Genomic DNA, 17,127 nt, shown 5'->3' with positions numbered 1-17,127 from the left:
GTTGTGTCCCGGCCGCTGTCGTCCGGCTCGTATTCGCCCTCAGGGCAACCCTCTGCAAAGAAAGCAATCGAAGTCGTCCACCCCTACCAGTGGGTGCAACTGCCTCGTCCCACCCCGCGAGAACACGGAAGCTCGGATCGCTCACCACGGGCGAATATATAGATCCTCGATAATGTGCGCGCTCCCACTTTTCGTCAGAGTTCTAGCTCTGACGCCCGGCGGTGATCGTCCCATCCACCGTGCTGACCCCGACGATGTTGCCTCCGTCGATGGTGACGATGACCTCTCCCTGATACTCGGAGTTCTCGATCGCACGGCCCACCGACGCCCCTGGCGCCGTCGTCCAGGTGCCCTGGTTCGTGGTGACTCTGAATCGAGGGTTGCCGTCTTTGTTCGACGACATGTATTGGACTCCCACGATCGTGACGGTCCTGCGCTCTGCAGCCATGATGCTCTCTCCTGCTTTTGTCGGCGATTAGTGCGCATGAGTGTAGTGCGCCGACCACGACCACATACACGTCCTGAACTGCGCCGCAACATCTTTGCCGAACCCACGCGCATTGATAAGGGGGGTTATCAGTGCCGTGGCATCGGGTCACTCAGGGCGCAGAGACCGCCGCCAGGTGCGCCGACACGACGTCCTCGACTCTGGTCACAAGATCGGGTCCGCCCGCCTCCATTCCGCCCAGCAGCACCGCCGCCGTGAAGCCGCTGCACAAGTTGAAGGCGAGTCGGCGTGTGCGTGGCTCGTCCAGGAATGTTCCGTCGTCGATGCCGCAGCCGACGAGCGCCGCCGCCATCTCCATGAAATGTCGGTACGCGTCGGCGGCTCCCTCCACTCCGGAATCGAGACTGAGCTTCAGCCCGGCGCGGCATGGCACGTCGCCGGACATACGCTCGGCGAGGGAAGCGAAGACGACCCGCAGTTTCGTGGGCACCGGCTCCTCGCTCAGCGCAGCAACACCGAACTCCCCAGTGACCGCCTCGGACCACCGCCCGACAATGTGCTGCGCAATGGCCTCCTTCGACGCGAAGTGATAGAACACTGCACCTTTCGACAGACCTGCGCTGTCGATCATGTCCGTGATGCTGGTGGCGGCGAATCCGATCTCGTCAAAGACTTTCGCCGACCCCAACACGACCCGCTCATGGGTGGCGATCGCCCGCGGTTGCTTCCGTACGTATCGCGCTCGTTCCACCGACTGCTTCGGCGCATTGTTCGAGTTGTTCACGACCAGGTGTCCGTTCTTCGTATCGACAGTGCCGATTGTTCAGTGACAGGGAACATTTCGAGATGAGGAGCTTTTCGGGAGGGTCCATGTGTCTGCAAGGGGGTGCGGACTACCGGCGATGGAACGACGTGAACATTCGTCGCCGCGCCACCCCCACGCCGGTCCGTGCGATTGCCCCGCGACGTGCGCACCGAATCTGCGACAAGACCGACAGCCAGCAGCGCCGCACCCACGATCGCGGCAGGCAGTGCAATATTCCGGCTTTCGGAGTCCCGGTAGCCGCCGGGTTCGCCATCGGTCGAGATCCCCACATACCGCAGCAGATCGCGAGACTCCGCCAGCCACACCACAGAGGAAATGGTGAACACCGCGACCCCCACCATCGTCACGAGGATTCCGACGGCGATGGCCACCGTGCTGAAATCCTCGAGCAACGCTTGGCGGCGGTGCCGGGTACGAGATTCACACCGCACTCCGGATGGCGGAGAAGAGGGCGAATCCTTGTCGAGTCGTGCATCCTTCGCGCTCATGACGCGTCCTCTGTCGACGGGTTGGGAGGGTTCGGATGAGTGCTGACCGACCCCCAGGGTGCAAGCGCAACCAGCGGTGCGCTTGCACGGCTACTCACCGCTCTCGCTGGGCAATGCCAGCGCCAACAGATCTTGGATCGGTTCGGATGCAGGGTGCTCGAGGTTCGGCCGGACCAGACGGTTCGTGCCCTGCCTGCGCTCACAGATCAAACCGGCGTCTGCGAGGCGTGTGATCTCGCGGTGAATCCCCGACAATGCCGCTCCCGTACGCTCCGCCAGCTCCGAAAGAGTCAGTTCCGCACCGGGATCGACGTAGAGGGTAGCGAGCACCGCAGCTTGGGTGTCGGACCGGAACAACGGCAGGCTGATCTTGTTCGGCAAGGTCAACTCGTCGAAGTCCAGTTCCTGCGCCAGCAGACTCGAGCCACGCTGCGACACCGCAACTGTCGCCGTCACACCACCCGGTTTACGCAGCCGGACGATCTCCCCGCGGAATCCGTCACCCCACACGACAGGTTCCTCTTCGATCAATCCGTTCGGCGACATCACCGGCCTGTCCCGATACTGGGACAGAGTTCGACGGTGTTCGGCGATCCGATCCGCCTCACCCTCGGACCAGCTCATGGCGCTGGTCAGCTCCACCGTCGGCATCACTGCGACCGGAGTGACCGTCACTCGGGTCCAGTCGTAGGCGTCGATACGGCGAATACGGAGTGTGCGGGAACGGTCACCGCCAGCCCACACCCGTTGGCCGATCTTCATGCCGTTCGGGGCCAATTGCTCCTCGGCGCCGAACAGTCGTGCTGCCTCCGCGAGCATCTCGGCGCGGTCGATGTCTGCGTCGGCGAGCAGTCCGAGCAGGTGCCGGTAGCGGTCGCGGAGCTGCTCCTTCTCCGGCGACGAATCAGCGAGCCACTCCGCGAAACCCGTCAAGGTGCCGCGGTTGTGCGGCATCCGGGCAATCAGTCGGCCGTTGAGGAACAACACCCAGACGGTGTCACCGCCGCTGGTCTTCTCCGCGTCTGCGATGACGTACACAGCACCGTCGCCGCCGGTAGCCGCCTGAACCTTCTGCGGCTTGACCGTCCTCGACCTGAGGGCAGCAGGCAACCCCTCGTGCGGGCTCGACCACGCCAACGCAGGGCTGGTGTGCGTGGAGTCGGCCTGCCATTCCCCCTTGCCTCGTGCGGCCTTCTGGAAGCGCGCTCCCGGACTTCCCAGCGCGAGGTCCAATGCCGTCCTGACGTCGTCGGCGTCGCCGATCGCGGCGCTGCCACCTGCGACCGTCAGTTCCTCACATCCGGCCTTCTGCAGGTCGTTCCGCGTCATCGCGTTGATGCGCCCCAACTCGGCCTTGTTCGCTGCCGCTTGCAGGTAAAGCCGACGATCACTCGGTTTGCGCCAGTAGTACACCTTCACGCCACACCTCCCCCAACCTCTCTCTTCACTGATACAGAAGACTACTTCACAAATTGTGAAAGAAGACATCGACTGCACAGGCCCACACGCCACCTGCTCATCCCGGTCCGGGGCCGGAGGCAGAATCACCTGCAGACACGAAGCGGCCCCGCCGACTCCCCAGAGCCAACGGGGCCCACACCCGATACCACCGCCAGCGCGTCACGCCACGATCAGCTACCTAGCTCGATCGCCGATTCGGGCAGGACGGCTCGCTGTGAACCCGCAGGGCCAACCCGAAACACTCGCACGACGCTTCGACAACCGACCCTCCATCCCACCGCCGAACCGTCACCGTCACACCGTTGCGGACCACCGTCGATTCCGTCGCCGCCTTCCCGCTCGACGCTGATTTCATACCTTCTCGAATCCCCTGCACCGGCATGGGGTCTCGCCACCCACTGTCGTGTACCCGTTGCTGCCGCTGCAGTGACGCTTTCGCCCCTTCGCGAAACGATTGTCCTCATCGTGCAACGTCTCCCCATGCCCACACCCGCATTGCTTCTCTGCCACTGTCTTCTCTCTTCCAAACATCCTGCGATCACGCCGATCAGCGCGATTCGGCCGAGCTCACCCGCACTCCACGCCGGAGCACAGTGCGCCGTCCACGGCAATGCTCTCACTCGAAACGGTCTGTGTCACAGCGCTACTTCCCGGACTAACGGGCCGGAACACGAGAGGCACGGCACCCGAACCCCCGACGAACCGTCCACTGACGCACGCCTGCCGCTCCGCCCTCCCGACTTCACCGAGTGTCCACCAGCGTGCACACCGCATTCCACAACGCCTCCACAGAAACCACGAGGACGCCACCACACTCGAAACACGAATAGACTAGGCACACACAATCATTCACTCAACAGCATGATAAGGACCACATATGCCGACCGATTTCGCAGTTCGCCTCGAGGCCGTGAGCGCCGAACGTCCTGACCTGGACCTCGTGGGCAGACAAGGCCAGCGAGTACCACTGAACCAGGCTCACGCCGACCAACTCTTCGAGATCACACAGAGCGACCCCACGCTGGACTATGCCCCCGGCGCGCTCGCCCATGTCAACGCCGACGGCGTCCTGACCACCGTCAATCAGGGCGCTGGCTCGTGGAACATCACTGCACACACAGGCAGTTCTGCCTCGTGGTTGACCGTCTCCGAAGTTTCGGGCGAGGAACTCGCGCAACGCGATACCGACCTCGGCAGCATCGACGAGGTCATGTTGAGCATCTTCGCATTGTGGAACTGGGCGACCGTCGGGCCTAAGGTCTACTGACGTCTCCGTTATCTTGTTCAACGACGAAGCCGCCGTCATCCTCAGGGAGACGGCGGCTTTCGTGGTCCATCCGAGGCGCTCGCATCGGCGCAACCTCGCACGTCACGTCGTTGCAGAACCCTCACGCCACGCTCGGTCCGTGGGGTGCTCGTCGAGTGGATGCCAGAACACTGTGCCGGGATTGGCGGTCGCAATTGCAACCTCCTCAGGGTTGCCGGTCTCGCCGCCGGACCATTTCCAGTCTGCTCGGGTGATCCCGGCTCGGCGCAACACGTCTGCGATGGACTCAGCTGCGATCACCTCGCGCGATTGCGTGCCGTCGCGAAATCCGCGCCACCCGTACACTTTCAGTGATTTCGCCATCGACGTACCCTCACTTTCCTCGTCGAGCGGGTCCGCTCAACTCTTCTCCATTGTCCAATGACTGACACGAGCCGGTCAGGGAATTGTGCCCGACGCGGAACCGGCCGAGCTGTCGTCGTGCTCGATTTCTCACGCACTACGCCAAATATAGTGGGCATAGTCTAATTTTAGTTTGAACCGAGGAGGCGCCTGTCATGCAGTTGAACCGGCCGTTCACAACGGTGACGCCGACCTTGGATGGCGATGTGCTTGCTGTCTTGGCGAGCGCGGGCGTCACGTTTACGGTCAGCCAGGTCCAGCGCATCCTCGCCACCCGTTCGGGCGAGGGCATCCGGAAGGTCCTCACCCGCCTCGTCGCACAGGGTGTGGTGCTGCACGACCAGGTGGGTAGGACCAACACCTACCGCCTCAACTCCGAGCACCTCGCGGCCGAGCCCATAATGGCGCTCTCGCGACTGAACTCCACCTTCCTCGGGCGCCTGGAAGAGCATCTGGACGGGTGGGGCAAGACGTTGCGGTACGCCGCGGTGTTCGGATCGGCGGCGACCGGCCGCATGCAACTCGACAGCGACATCGACCTGCTCCTGGTGCGCACCGCTGCCCCTGTCCACGGCGGGGACGATGCGTGGGAAGAACGGTTAACCGAACTCGCCCGACTGGTCACCACGTGGACCGGCAACGACGGTCGCATCGTCACATACGCCGAAGACGAGTTCCGCGCTGCGGCAGCCGCCGGTGAACCTCTACTCCGCGACGTCGCGAAGCAGGGCCTGACCGTCGCAGGGACGCGGAGTTGGTTCAGCTCGCAGTTGCGCCCCGCTGCGAGAAGGTGGCAGAACCTGTTTCGGGCCCGGCTGCGGCGGCGATGTCCTCGGAGACGGTGCGGCGCTGCAACTGCAGGCGAGAATGCTGAAATGCCAGTCCAACGTCGCCTACCCGTGTGGTCATGGCCTTGCCGTCGAGTTGCGCGGTGCCCTTCGTCGGGCCGGTGAGTCCGGCCATGATCCAGGCCAGAGTGGACTTGCCCGAACCGTTTCCGCCGAGAACGAGAACTCCTTCACCACGCTTGACAGTGATGTCGATCCCGTTCAGTGCGACCTGAGCCCAGGGAGTGCGACGGTTGTAGGTGTGTTGAACGTCGACCACTTCGAGTAGACGCTGGCTCGAATTATCATGCAGTACAGCAGAATTGACGGTACTCGGTTGCATCCACGCCGAGTCGTGCTGCACCTGATACCCCTCGTGCAAGTGCACCACGCGATCTGCGGCAACGGTTTCTGAAACATGATGGGTGACGAGCACGACCGACATGCCATGTCTGCGAGGTAGTTCGGCGAGGAGTGAGACCAGATGCTCGCGTCCGGACGCGTCGATCATGGCGGTTGCTTCATCGGCGATGAGCAGGGCAGGACGGCGTGCCAATGCTGCGGCCACGGCGAGGCGCTGCATCTCGCCACCGGACAGGGATGCGGTGTCACGGGCACCCATGCCGCCGAGACCCACCTCGACGAGCAGTGCCTCGACGTCGGGCCGGGAGTCGCCAGGCGGTAGACCCCACACAACGTCGTCGGCGACGCGAGTACCGAGGATCTGGCTCTCGGGTCGCTGCAGGACCATGGCGGTGCCACCGTATCGGCCGAGACCGGTTGCGCCGGGCCTGCTGACGGTGCCTTCCGACGGTTCGAGGCCGGCGATGATCCTCGTCAGGGTCGATTTGCCGGAGCCGTTGTGACCGACGATCGCGACGAACTCACCGTGTTCGATGTGTAGGTCGACTCCGGTCAATGCAGCTGTGGCGCTTCCCGGGTACCGATAACCGACCGAGGCGAGGGTGACCGGCAACGGCCCGATCTCGTCGTCGTCGGTGCTCGAGACAAGAGCTTCGGGGGTGGGGATGGTGGAGAGACGGTCGAGGATGGCGGTGAGGATCAGCCAGGCGAACAGTGTTCCGGTGACGATCCCGAACGCGATGGAACCGCCGACCCACCACCACCAGTTGTCGAGCACCGCGGTGGAGCTGCTGCGGAGCACATCGGCGGCACCCTGCAAGGCCGACGTGCGCTCGAGCAACCTGGACACGCCCTCGAGGGTGTTGCGAAGGGTGTCGAGGAACAACGTTCGCAGCGGAACGAGGATCAGCAAGAGCAACACCGTCAGGGCTCCCAGTGCGGGCCCGACGACCATCGAGGTGACCAGCACACCGAACAGGCCTTGCTTCTTGCGCTTCGCTCGCCCGACCAGGCCGCCCAACAGCGCCGCGCTCGCCACGGTGAGTGCCGTCTGTGTACCGGCAGCGACGAATCCGACGAGGGTGCCTGCTACCGCAGCGGTCAGAAGCGCACGGGTCCGATACCGAAGTGCGACCACCGACATCGGAACGGCCGCGACGACTTGAAGAATCGCTGCCATCGGCACGAGCACACCGATCACCGTCAATGCGACTGTGAAGCTGCTCATGACCGCGGCGGTCGCCAATTCCTGAGGACCGAGGGGCCCTGACTTCGGAGTGCGAGAAGAACTGACGGTCACCGCTCCAGTGTGCCAGCTCGACCGAGACACACTGTTCGACGTGACTTCCGTGGTTCGGGCCGGCCGGTCTTTGCGCAGTTGCTGCGGTGGTGAGCGTGAGAACAGAAAAGCGCGGAAAGCCCTCGTAAAAAGGGCTTTCCGCGCTCAGGCCGAGATCAGCGGCTGCGCTGGCTCGTAGCCGGTCCTGCTGCACGACGGCTGTGGCCGCCGCCACCGCTACGCGGCTGTCCACCGGAACGGGGCTGTCCGCCACCGCTGCGCGGCTGACCACCACTGCGCGGCTGACCACCCGAACGGGCCGGGCCGCCGCGGCGAGCGTTGCTGTTGCGCGGGGCTCCGGTGCGGGCGGGTGCCTGCTCGACTCGCGGTGCAGGCTCGACGTAGCGGGCCTGCTCGCCGACGAGGTTCGCCACTGCGGGCGAATCGGCGGTGACGCGGATCGGGGTGACCTTGATATCGGCCTTGCGCAGCAGCACTGCGGTGTCCTTGCGCTGCTCGGGCAGGACGACGGTCACGACGTCGCCAGCGCTGCCGGCGCGCGCCGTGCGGCCGGAGCGGTGCAAGTACGCCTTGTGCTCGGCCGGGGGATCGACGTGGACGACGAGCTGAACGTCGTCGACGTGGACGCCGCGGGCCGCGACGTCGGTGGCGACGAGAACGCGAGCCTGGCCGGAGGAGAAGGCTGCGAGGTTGCGGTCACGTGCGGCCTGCGAGAGGTTGCCGTGCAGGTCGACGGACGGGATTCCGGCGTCGGTGAGCTGCTTGGCCAGCTTGCGGGCCTGGTGCTTGGTGCGCATGAACAGGATGCGTCGTCCGGTGCCCGAGGCGAGCTGATGGACTAGCTTCTTCTTGGCTTCGACGCCGTCGACCTCGAAGACGCTGTGCGTCATGGCCTCGACGTGGGAGGTGGCCTCGTCGACGGAGTGCGTGATCTGGTTGTGTAGGAAGCGCTTGACCAGCTTGTCGACGCCGTTGTCCAGTGTCGCCGAGAACAGCATGCGCTGACCCTTGTCCGGGGTGGCGGCGAGGATGCGGGTGACGACAGGCAGGAAGCCCAGATCGGCCATGTGATCGGCCTCGTCGAGGACGGTGATCTGAACGCCGTCGAGCGTGAGGTGGCGCTGCTTCATCAGGTCTTCGAGGCGACCGGGGCAGGCGACGACGATGTCGACTCCACCCTTGAGCGCGGAGACCTGGCGAACCTGCGACACACCACCGAAGATCGTGGTGACCTTCAGCGAGTACGCGGCGGCGAGGGGCTCGATTGCGACGGCGATCTGGGTGGCGAGCTCACGCGTCGGAGCGAGAATCAGGCCACGCGGGCGGCCGGGCTTGCGATTGCCGGGAAGCTGGCCTGCGAGCCGAGCGACCATCGGGATCGCGAAGGCGAGTGTCTTTCCGCTGCCGGTCTTTCCGCGTCCGAGCACGTCGCGTCCCTGCAGTGTGTCGGGGAGCGTATCGGCCTGGATGGGGAAGGCTTCGGTCTTGCCCTGGCTCGCGAGTACATCCGCGATGGCCTGGGGTACACCGAGTGCAGCAAATGTTTGTGGGGTCGTCATAGTGATGAAAAGTGCCTTTCGGGCAGGGTGTTGCACCTGCGGGCCTTGGGCCGAGATGCAAGGTGGCGAGACTGCCGGTGGGCAGTTTCGATCGCCGTAAGAGAAGCCTGTGCGGGGTGCACATGGTGATTCGGGAGCATTCCACGACGTCTGACGTGCAGCTACGCGCGTCGTCACCGAGTGTAACCGAGTTGTGGCTCGGTCTCTTCCCGTGCATGTTCGTCACGCGGCGCCGTCGTCGAAGAGACCCGTGATCATCACGTTCTCGATTCGCGAGTTGTAGAGCTCGACCACCGGCATGGGCGGGGCACTCGAGTCATAGGTGTGGCCGGTGGGTGAGATGAGCCTGTACCGATGTCGCGCGTTGCGTTTGTCTCGCCGCGCTTCGGCCGTCCAGCCTTCCCCTTCTTTCGCGTAATTGCATGCGGCACAAAGGCCTGCGCCGTTTTCGGCGCTGGTTTTACCACCCGCGGAGTGTGGCCGGATGTGATCGTGGTGTCGGATCGGCGCGTCGCACCACGGGGTGCGGCAGGTGCGATCTCGGAGGTCGATGAGGCGTCCCAACGCGGTGGGAAAACCTCGCGACGTGGACTCCACTGCCGTCAGCGCTCCGGATTTCGGATGGGCATAGAGGCGACGTAATGCGACGTGCGTCTCATTGCCTTGTGCGTCGTCGAGCGCGTCTCGAATCAGTTGCCGTGCGACATCGGACGGGATTTCGCCGTAGCCGTGCAGATATGCGGACGTGTCACCGCCGGCGAGCAGCGTCGAATCGGAGATGACGATGTCGACGGTCACTGGCGGGCCTTGGGCTGCTGACGCGCCGGTGACCCGCTCGAACACGAGGTCGGCCATGATCTGGTCGCGCGTGCGTGTGTCGCCGCCCGAGTTGATGATGGTGTCGGCATCTCGTCGCAGCGTGGCCCACATGCAGACGGACTTCTCCATCGATGTGAGGACGGTGAAGAAACCCATGGATTCGGGTGCGGGGCGGGTGCTGGTGCGCCGAGCTGCGTATGCCTTCGCACGCCGCTTCACCTGGGAGGCGGCGTCGAGTTCGTTGGCAAGTGCGCGAGCGCGACCCTCGATGGTGCGGTCGCCGGCACCGGCCAATGTCGCGGGGTCTGCGCACAATCGTTCGTCGATGGTGCGGCGATCGTCGACGGTGAGGCACGCCGTCTCGCGAGCAAGAATCATGACCCGCCACTCGTTGAGTTCGCCGGCTTTCAGGCGCGCGAGAGTGTGCGGCATTTCGTGCACCAGCGCGCGTGCGAGTCCGAGGTGAGTGCCGCCACGGTTCGGCGATTCGCGTCGGGCCAAGCCGATCTGTGACGCAATCCCGCTGCGCCACTGAGCTTTCGGTTTGCCGAGCTCTTTGCGTTCGTTGCTGATGGCTGTTGCGACGGCATCGGTCACCACGGCTTGCGTTGCCACGCTGACGCACTTGACCGTCTCGAGAGCGGAGATCAAATCGATGCCTGCTGCTGCGTCGACAACGACATCGGACGCCTGAAGACGTGCGACGAAACGCAACACCTCATCAGGTGTCAGCGGCAAATTTTTCAAAGCTGTGACCACGAGTTCCTCCCCAGTACTCGAATGCATGTTCGATAGTACGGGTGAATTCGATGGTACGCAAGACCTGCTTCGGACGTCAGGTGAGCACTACTGCGATGGCGATGGAGCTGACAACGGCGTTGTTGAATGCGTGCAAAATCAGCGGAGCCCAGAGCGATCGATACCAGAGACGGAGTGCAACAAGGCCGGTGCCCAGGAAGAGGATGTACAGCATCGCCGGCGGTGCAATGTGGCACAGTGCGAAGACGATGGTGACAAGCGCAGCACTGACCGCTGTCGGCATCTTGGACCTGAGCCAATCGAGCAGGATCCTGCGAAACACTATTTCCTCTATCAAGGGAACAACGCCCGCGATCAGCACGAGTATCGCGGCGATCGAGGCCGGTCCGATTTCTACGGCGTCCTTCACTATCGCGTTCTGATTGCCGTCCGGTGCGACGTCGAGGAGTGCGCCAATTCCGGCCGTGGCCAGCACGGCGAGGAGCATCAGGAGCGGAACCTGCCACAGGAGATGGAGGAGGCTGTGCGCGGGGGATCGAAAACCCAAGTCCGACAGCGACCATCGACGTCGACGGATCAACGCGAAATAGAGGCCGGCGCATCCGATGATGCCGGCCAGAACCATGGCGAGCAAAGCTGCCTCGGCGACCCCGCCGATCATGAACCCCGCCACGGCCCCGATCAGTCCGCCGATCGTCGTTCCCCCGAACCCGCTGACGAAGGCCAACGCGACGTCGCCCACGGTGGGTGTAGGCAGTGGCGAGCCGGTGAATTGCGGGAAACTCTTGTGGTTCAGGTGGACGAGTGGCGCATGCTCGTCAGGGGAGTGGTCCACACCTGCACTATTTCGCCATACGCTCGCCTCCGCAAGTGCCGCACCCGGGCATCATGGCAGTCTTGCAGCGCTCTGTGGTGCCCTCGGCAGGATTCGAACCTGCGACCTACCCTTTAGGAGAGGGTTGCTCTATCCCCTGAGCTACGAAGGCTGGTAACTGTCCGTTGATCGTAAACTGCTGCAGCGCAACATTTTTCGATTTTCGGAACAATCGGTTGCGGATAGGTTTGCTGCCAGAGTGCACAGCCGACCCACATCGCGCTCGCTAGTCTAGCGGCCCACCCCGCGGATCGGGAAGCAGGTTCTGGATCGACGCCACTCGACCGGTCAGTGACGCAATCAGCTTCAATGCGGTGCGGTGCTGGTGAGCGGTGTAATCGGCAATCGCTTCGACGCCGACGAAGCACTCAATATCGCGGGCGGAAGCGTCGAACGTCGTCGCCAAAATTCCCGCCGACGCGAACACGCCCACGATGATGAGCTGGTCACGGCCGCGTCGGCGCAATTCGACCTCCAGATCGGTGGCGTAGAAGGCGCTGTAACTTCGCTTTGCGATCGGAGCGAAGTCCGGCTCGGTGATCGCTACCTCCTCGGCGTTTGGGCCCAACCCCCACATCGGTCCCAGCAGTCCCCGCTGGGCGACGTCACTCGCCGCTCGTGGAGCACTGGCCAGAATGGGTACCCCACTCGACCGCGCCCACGCGACCACCTCCGATGCCGCCGCAAACACTTTCGAGCGGACAGAGTCGTCGAGCACGTTGAGGTAGTACGGCTGCATGTCGTGGACCAGGAGGGCGGCTCGCTGAGGAACCAACTCCCACTCCGGGCCGCCCGAGCAGTCGAGCAGAGCGTCGGCGTCGTAGTCCTCTGCTGCGACGCTGAATGTGGCCATCCGACAACCCTTCCCTCCCGCAAACGCGCGCGCATTCGCTAGGCGCGCGCAGTCCTGCTATACGTCCGCTGACCATTCCGCTCGCACCTGGCAAACGCGCGCGCGTTTGCGAAATCCAGAGGCCCCGCGAATCCTGCCGACCCGCCGAATCCAGAGGCCCCGCCCACAACCTAGTCCGCCGCAATGGCCTCCACGATGTTCAGTCGCGAGGCGTGCACGGCGGGTGGAGCCGAGCCCAGCAGCGACAGGCCCAGGGCGACGAGGCCGTACAGCAGCACCGACCAACCGGCGGTGTAGGCAACCGGGATTCCGATGCTGGCGCCGAGGATCAAGGTGCTCAGATACTGCAGACCCGCGCCGATGATCAGGCCGAGCACGCCGCCCACGATGCCGACCGACAGTGCCTCCGCCAACACCATTCGTGCCAGGGTTCCCCGTCCACCGCCCATGGCTCGCAGTACGCCGAGTTCGCGTCGACGCTCCAGGACCGACAGCGTCAACGTGTTGAGCAACGCGACCGCGGCGACGAGCGCGACGATCCACTGCAACGCGATGGCCAGTGCGCCGGACTGTCTGATGGCAGCGCTGGTGCCCTCGAGTGCGGCAGCGCCGGTGTACACGAAGACCTCGGGCGGCAGTGTCGAACGCAACGAATCCTCAACGGCCGCAACGTCTCCGTCGACGCCGATCTCCAGGTAGGTCGCGCCGGGTCGGTCGTACCAACGCTGCATCGAGTCCAGCGAGATTGCCATCGTGCCGCCCGCGGCATTGATGTACTGGACCAGATCCAGCACTCGCACGTTCTTCACGCCCGTCGGCGTCGGCAGATCGATGTAGTCGCCCACCGATACACCCAACGTCCTGCCGAACCCCTGGGACAGCACCACACCGTCACCTGCGAGCACCTGGGACCGCACGGTGTCGGTGAGCGATGCGAGCGTCACCGCATTGCTGCCGTCGGCGACGCCCTGGATGGATACCGTCTCGCCGTCGATCGTTGCGTATGCCCACTGCCCCTCGACGACGCGAGCGACACCGGGCGTCGAACGGACGGCGTCTGCCACCTCCGTAGGAACGATGGGGCCCGACGGTATGGCGTCGGGCGAGGACATCGACACGTACAGGTCGGTGTTCGCCAACGACGACAGCGATTCGGCCGCCGAGTCGGTCATGTTGGCCAACGAACCCGACACTCCGACACTGACTCCCACCGCAATCACGATCGTCATGACCGTTGCCCAGATCCGTCGCGGGGCACGTTCGATGGTGGCGGTGGCCAGCCGGCCGGCACCACCCCAGCGGCGAGGGACGGCCGCCGTGGCCGACACGATCGGTCCCGTCCCCCCGACGCACAGCGCAACGACGCCGAACATGAACAGCGCTCCGGCACCGAGGGTCAGTTGGCCGTCGACGTTGACGGCGAACACGAACGATCCGGCAATGGCGACGAGGCCGAACGCGGTGGCTGCAGCGACGAATCGACGACGTGGTCCACCTGCCGTTTCTCCGCCGCCGACGGCGAGTGCCTCGATCGGCGAGATGCGATACACCTGTACCGCAGCGACGGCCGAGGCTCCGACGCAGGCCAGTACACACGCTGCGATCGCCACGGGAATGGCAAAACCTGGCAACACGTACTCGATTCGAGCGTCGAATGCCTGCGACAGGAACGGCGGAAGGCTCTCGATGGCGATGCGGCCCATCGCGATTCCGAGTGGAACACCGACGGCACCGCCGACCAGTCCGACCAGGACGGACTCGAACAGCAGGTCGCGGACGATATCCGCGCGGCGTCCACCGACGGCGCGAAGGAGAGAAATGGTGGGTCGACGCTTCGCGATGGCCATGTTCATGACGTTGAAGACGAGGAAGGCCGCGACGACGAATGCGATGAGCGAGACCATCAGCGTGGCATTGCGCGTCAGACTCATCGCCTGGTTCGCGCGGTCGGCCCGGTAGTCGGGGCTCATCACCGACACTCGGCCGGCGAGTGCGGCGTCGAGGTCGGACCGCAGTGTGTCGCCGTTGCCCAGGACGAAGATCGAATCGAGCTGATCGGGGCGATCGGTGAGTGCCTGCGCAGCGGGAAGGAGCGCAACCGCGAACATGCCCCCACCGATGCGTTGCGTGCCGGGGCCGTCGATCACGCCGACCACCGCCGTCGGAACGTCGTCGATCGTGACGGTGTCTCCCTGATTCAGACCCGTTGCGGCTCCGACCAATACACCGGAAGGATCGGACAACAGTCCCGCCGCGTTGCCGACCGCGCCCTGCAGATCCGACTGCAGTGCCGTGATGGACGAGTCGACACCGAGGACCGTCAGATCTCCGACGTCGGATCGAACGGTGCTGCGCAGCAGGGGAACCGCCGTGTCGACACCGGGAACGGAGCGCACCACGTCGAGTTCGCTCTGGTCGAAGCCGGAGTCGGTGACACCGACGACTTCGTAACTCGCGTTTCCTGCGATCGTCACCGCGAGACGTTCGACGGATCCGGTCAACGACCCGTAGGTGCCGAGGACGGCGATGAGCAGCCCGGCGGCGACGGCCACGACACCCGCGGACACGAGCGAACGCACCCAGTGCATGCGGAGGTCGCGAAGGCTGATGACTCGAAATCTGCTGAGAGCGGTACCGATCACCGATCGAGACCGGCCGTCGGTGTGTCGGTCTCGACGCGACCGTCGATCATGCTGACGATGCGGTCGGTGGAGCGCGCCGCCTCGAGGTCATGGGTCGCCATCACCACTGCTCGACGCCCCTCGCTGGCGTGTGCCACGTCCGCCAGTATTTCGAGGATGTTGTGGGAGGTCTTCGAGTCGAGATTGCCGGTGGGTTCGTCGGCGATCAACAGTGCCGGATTCATCATCAGTGCTCGGGCGATCGCAATGCGTTGGATCTGACCACCGGACAGCTGCGCCGGCCGGTGCTCGGAGCGTTGCGAGAGCCCGACCATCTCGAGCAGTCGCATCGCGTCGGCCTTGGCCTTCTTGATGGGAGTGCCGTCCAACAACTTGGGGACGGCGACGTTCTCCCACGCCGACATCGTCGGCAACAGATTGAAGAACTGGAAGACGAAGCCCACCTGGTGGCGTCGGAAATCGGATTGGGCGTTGTCGTCGAGGGTGGTGACTTCGACATCGTTGAACCTGATGGAACCCGACGTCGGTGTGTCGAGTGCGCCCAGCATGTGCAGCAGCGTCGACTTGCCGGCACCGGACGGTGCGACGAGGGAGACGAACTGGCCGCCCTCGATCGTGAGATCGATGCCGTCCAACGCCCGCACCGGTTGCTCTCCGGTGGGGTACTCCTTGACCACCCCGGACAACTCCAGCATCAACTTCGCCACGGACGAATCCCCTTGCTTCTCGAATGTATCTTCGACGCTACCTGCCGTCGGATCGAGAAACCGTTCGGAACTCTCAGATCAAGCTGCGCCGCGCGAGGATTCGAGTCGGCGGGCCACCAGCGCGGCCTGCAGGTGTCGGATTCCGGACGGACGTGTGGGGTCGAAGCCCGTGAGCTGTGCGATCCGCTTGAGGCGGTAGTCGACGGTGTTGGTGTGCAGATGGAGCTGACGAGCAGACCGCTGACGGTTCAGATCGTGCGAGATATGGATCTCCAGGGTTTCGAGCAGCTCGGGTGACGAATCGAGCGGCTCGAGTATCTGAGTCAGGTGGCGTCGGCCGGGGCCCGGACGCGTCAGCTGGTACTCCAGCACGAGATCGTCCATGCGGTACAGGCCGGACGGGCGGTGCAGTTGATGGGCCAGAGACAGCAGTTCGTGGACCTGATCGGCTGCGGTGGGGATGTCCGCAGTGGCGGCCTGCTCGGCCGTGACGGTGACGGGCACCTCGGCGGCGGTACCGATGCGATGCACCAGAGCCTCGACCCACTCGTCGTCGTGGACACCGGGAATCAGGACGGTGCCACCCTCGGTGCTCAGCAAGGACAGGGGAGTGCGGCCGCAGATCGTGGCCAGCTCGGCCTGGACACGACGCAGCTTTCTGCGAGCGGCGACCGTCTTCTGGATGTTGGGGTCGTTCTCGTCCGGGTGCGGCGGCACCGAGATGGCGAGCACGAGGTAGCTGTCGGCGAGTTCGATGCCGGACTGACGTGCCATCGACACCGCGTTGTGGCCGCTGAGAAGTGAGGTGACCAGAGTGTGCGCTGCAGTGTGGTGTTCGCTGGCCACGGCCTGCAGTTCTTCCACATAGCTCTTGCTGGCGGCGATGGATACCTTCTCCGACAGCAGCACGAACATGCGCGCGGCCTCGATCAGCTGCGCTGCATCGCCCTCACCCGCTCGCTTCGACACGAGATTCCAGCCGATCTGGATGCCCTCGTGGTAGACGCTGAGCACCGATTCGAGCGGAACTCCTTCGCGAGCCCACTGGCTGGCCTTGGCGCGAAGCTCGGCCAGGTCGGATTCCGCCGGGGCGCGGCGCTCGTCGAGCATCTGGACCGCGATGCTGATGCATTTGACGGTGAATTCGGTGACGTCGCCGTGGAGCTGTTCGCCTGGCAACGACCCGCAGGGAGTGTTGGCTGCGAAGTGTCCTACCAGGAGCCGCGCCACCGCGCGGAAATCGCGAAGAGGAGCCGACGCAGGCTGACCCGCGACCATGATTCCGAGGCTAGTCGAGTTGTGAACGGTCACAGATCAACCCTTCGTGTTGGTTCTTCAGGTCATACGGACTGCAAACTTACTGGCGCGTATCAACGCGCTTCGATGGCTCAATGTAAACAATCGAACCTGAAACCGCGTCGTTTTCGTACTTCAAGTTTGTTTCCTGGCCTCTAACAGGATCGATCATAGGTTGTTATCTACGTGTGATCCATGGTTTCGGCAAAACTCGTTGTGATCTATCTCGAGCGACC

Annotated in this window: 14 protein-coding genes, 1 tRNA gene and 1 pseudogene; 2 read left to right on the top strand and 14 right to left on the bottom strand. The window is 64.2% G+C overall.

Annotated features, from left to right (window positions below; translation table 11 throughout):
• Positions 1-202 precede the first annotated feature (202 nt).
• The 4 genes from J1M87_RS01435 to J1M87_RS29215 all read right to left on the bottom strand — a co-directional run bounded on the left by J1M87_RS01435 (position 203) and on the right by J1M87_RS29215 (position 3,181).
• Entirely contained in the window at positions 203-448 is a 246-nt protein-coding gene (locus tag J1M87_RS01435; protein ID WP_206486928.1) for a hypothetical protein, read from the bottom strand.
• Positions 449-599: 151 nt separating this feature from the next.
• Positions 600-1,232 carry a TetR/AcrR family transcriptional regulator gene (locus J1M87_RS01430; protein ID WP_206486926.1) on the bottom strand — a complete coding sequence of 211 codons (633 nt, stop codon included), beginning with the start codon at positions 1,230-1,232 and terminating at the stop codon, positions 600-602.
• On the bottom strand, positions 1,229-1,762 hold the full coding sequence (locus J1M87_RS01425; protein WP_206486924.1) for a hypothetical protein: 534 nt from the start codon (positions 1,760-1,762) through the stop codon (positions 1,229-1,231). The genes J1M87_RS01430 and J1M87_RS01425 overlap by 4 nt, the downstream gene beginning before the upstream one ends.
• A 90-nt stretch (positions 1,763-1,852) precedes the next feature.
• Complete coding sequence (locus tag J1M87_RS29215; RefSeq protein WP_206486918.1) at positions 1,853-3,181, bottom strand: winged helix-turn-helix domain-containing protein; 1,329 nt, start codon at positions 3,179-3,181, stop codon at positions 1,853-1,855.
• Positions 3,182-4,100: 919 nt separating this feature from the next.
• On the opposite strand from J1M87_RS29215, the gene J1M87_RS01415 reads away from it, so the two are divergent.
• Entirely contained in the window at positions 4,101-4,490 is a 390-nt protein-coding gene (locus J1M87_RS01415) for a hypothetical protein (protein WP_097388529.1), read from the top strand.
• A 102-nt stretch (positions 4,491-4,592) separates the two neighbouring features.
• Here J1M87_RS01415 and J1M87_RS01410 read toward each other — a convergent pair whose 3' ends face one another.
• On the bottom strand, positions 4,593-4,853 hold the full coding sequence (locus J1M87_RS01410; RefSeq protein ID WP_206486917.1) for a hypothetical protein: 261 nt from the start codon (positions 4,851-4,853) through the stop codon (positions 4,593-4,595).
• A 194-nt stretch (positions 4,854-5,047) separates the two neighbouring features.
• Between J1M87_RS01410 and J1M87_RS28445 the strand changes: the two are divergent.
• Positions 5,048-5,683 (top strand): annotated as a pseudogene (locus J1M87_RS28445) (nucleotidyltransferase domain-containing protein); the annotation flags it as partial.
• On the opposite strand, the gene J1M87_RS01405 reads toward J1M87_RS28445, so the two are convergent.
• From J1M87_RS01405 to J1M87_RS01365, 9 genes are all read right to left on the bottom strand, one after another.
• On the bottom strand, positions 5,652-7,310 hold the full coding sequence (locus J1M87_RS01405) for an ATP-binding cassette domain-containing protein (protein WP_241256226.1): 1,659 nt from the start codon (positions 7,308-7,310) through the stop codon (positions 5,652-5,654). The pseudogene J1M87_RS28445 and the gene J1M87_RS01405 overlap by 32 nt on opposite strands.
• A 227-nt stretch (positions 7,311-7,537) precedes the next feature.
• Positions 7,538-8,941: a DEAD/DEAH box helicase gene (locus J1M87_RS01400; protein WP_057479224.1), complete on the bottom strand. Its 1,404-nt coding sequence runs from the start codon at positions 8,939-8,941 to the stop codon at positions 7,538-7,540.
• Between the two features lie 222 nt (positions 8,942-9,163).
• On the bottom strand, positions 9,164-10,546 hold the full coding sequence (locus tag J1M87_RS01395) for an HNH endonuclease signature motif containing protein (protein WP_241256225.1): 1,383 nt from the start codon (positions 10,544-10,546) through the stop codon (positions 9,164-9,166).
• Positions 10,547-10,595: 49 nt separating this feature from the next.
• Complete coding sequence (locus J1M87_RS29210; RefSeq protein ID WP_156665549.1) at positions 10,596-11,354, bottom strand: CPBP family intramembrane glutamic endopeptidase; 759 nt, start codon at positions 11,352-11,354, stop codon at positions 10,596-10,598.
• A 75-nt stretch (positions 11,355-11,429) separates the two neighbouring features.
• Positions 11,430-11,505, bottom strand: a tRNA-Arg gene (locus tag J1M87_RS01385).
• A 114-nt stretch (positions 11,506-11,619) separates the two neighbouring features.
• On the bottom strand, positions 11,620-12,246 hold the full coding sequence (locus J1M87_RS01380; protein ID WP_064257161.1) for an isochorismatase family protein: 627 nt from the start codon (positions 12,244-12,246) through the stop codon (positions 11,620-11,622).
• Between the two features lie 170 nt (positions 12,247-12,416).
• Positions 12,417-14,813, bottom strand: a complete 2,397-nt coding sequence (locus tag J1M87_RS01375) for an FtsX-like permease family protein (RefSeq protein ID WP_206486916.1) — start codon at positions 14,811-14,813, stop codon at positions 12,417-12,419.
• A 71-nt stretch (positions 14,814-14,884) separates the two neighbouring features.
• Positions 14,885-15,586: an ABC transporter ATP-binding protein gene (locus tag J1M87_RS01370; protein ID WP_057479335.1), complete on the bottom strand. Its 702-nt coding sequence runs from the start codon at positions 15,584-15,586 to the stop codon at positions 14,885-14,887.
• Between the two features lie 87 nt (positions 15,587-15,673).
• Positions 15,674-16,873, bottom strand: a complete 1,200-nt coding sequence (locus J1M87_RS01365) for a CdaR family transcriptional regulator (protein WP_230592574.1) — start codon at positions 16,871-16,873, stop codon at positions 15,674-15,676.
• Between the last annotated feature and the right edge of the window lie 254 nt (positions 16,874-17,127).

Origin of the sequence: Rhodococcus sp. KRD162, from assembly GCF_017168335.1 — a bacterium.
GTDB lineage: Bacteria > Actinomycetota > Actinomycetes > Mycobacteriales > Mycobacteriaceae > Rhodococcoides.
Note: the sequence above shows the minus strand (reverse complement) of the source record. Positions and strands in the feature narration are given on the sequence as shown.

Coding starts and splice junctions, on each gene's coding strand:
- J1M87_RS01435 (WP_206486928.1), bottom strand. CDS start 448: ATGGCTGCAGAGCGCAGGACCGTCACGATCGTGGGAGTCCAATACATG.
- J1M87_RS01425 (WP_206486924.1), bottom strand. CDS start 1,762: ATGAGCGCGAAGGATGCACGACTCGACAAGGATTCGCCCTCTTCTCCG.
- J1M87_RS01415 (WP_097388529.1), top strand. CDS start 4,101: ATGCCGACCGATTTCGCAGTTCGCCTCGAGGCCGTGAGCGCCGAACGT.
- J1M87_RS01410 (WP_206486917.1), bottom strand. CDS start 4,853: ATGGCGAAATCACTGAAAGTGTACGGGTGGCGCGGATTTCGCGACGGC.
- J1M87_RS01405 (WP_241256226.1), bottom strand. CDS start 7,310: ATGAGCAGCTTCACAGTCGCATTGACGGTGATCGGTGTGCTCGTGCCG.
- J1M87_RS01400 (WP_057479224.1), bottom strand. CDS start 8,941: ATGACGACCCCACAAACATTTGCTGCACTCGGTGTACCCCAGGCCATC.
- J1M87_RS01395 (WP_241256225.1), bottom strand. CDS start 10,546: ATGCATTCGAGTACTGGGGAGGAACTCGTGGTCACAGCTTTGAAAAAT.
- J1M87_RS01380 (WP_064257161.1), bottom strand. CDS start 12,246: ATGGCCACATTCAGCGTCGCAGCAGAGGACTACGACGCCGACGCTCTG.
- J1M87_RS01365 (WP_230592574.1), bottom strand. CDS start 16,873: ATGGTCGCGGGTCAGCCTGCGTCGGCTCCTCTTCGCGATTTCCGCGCG.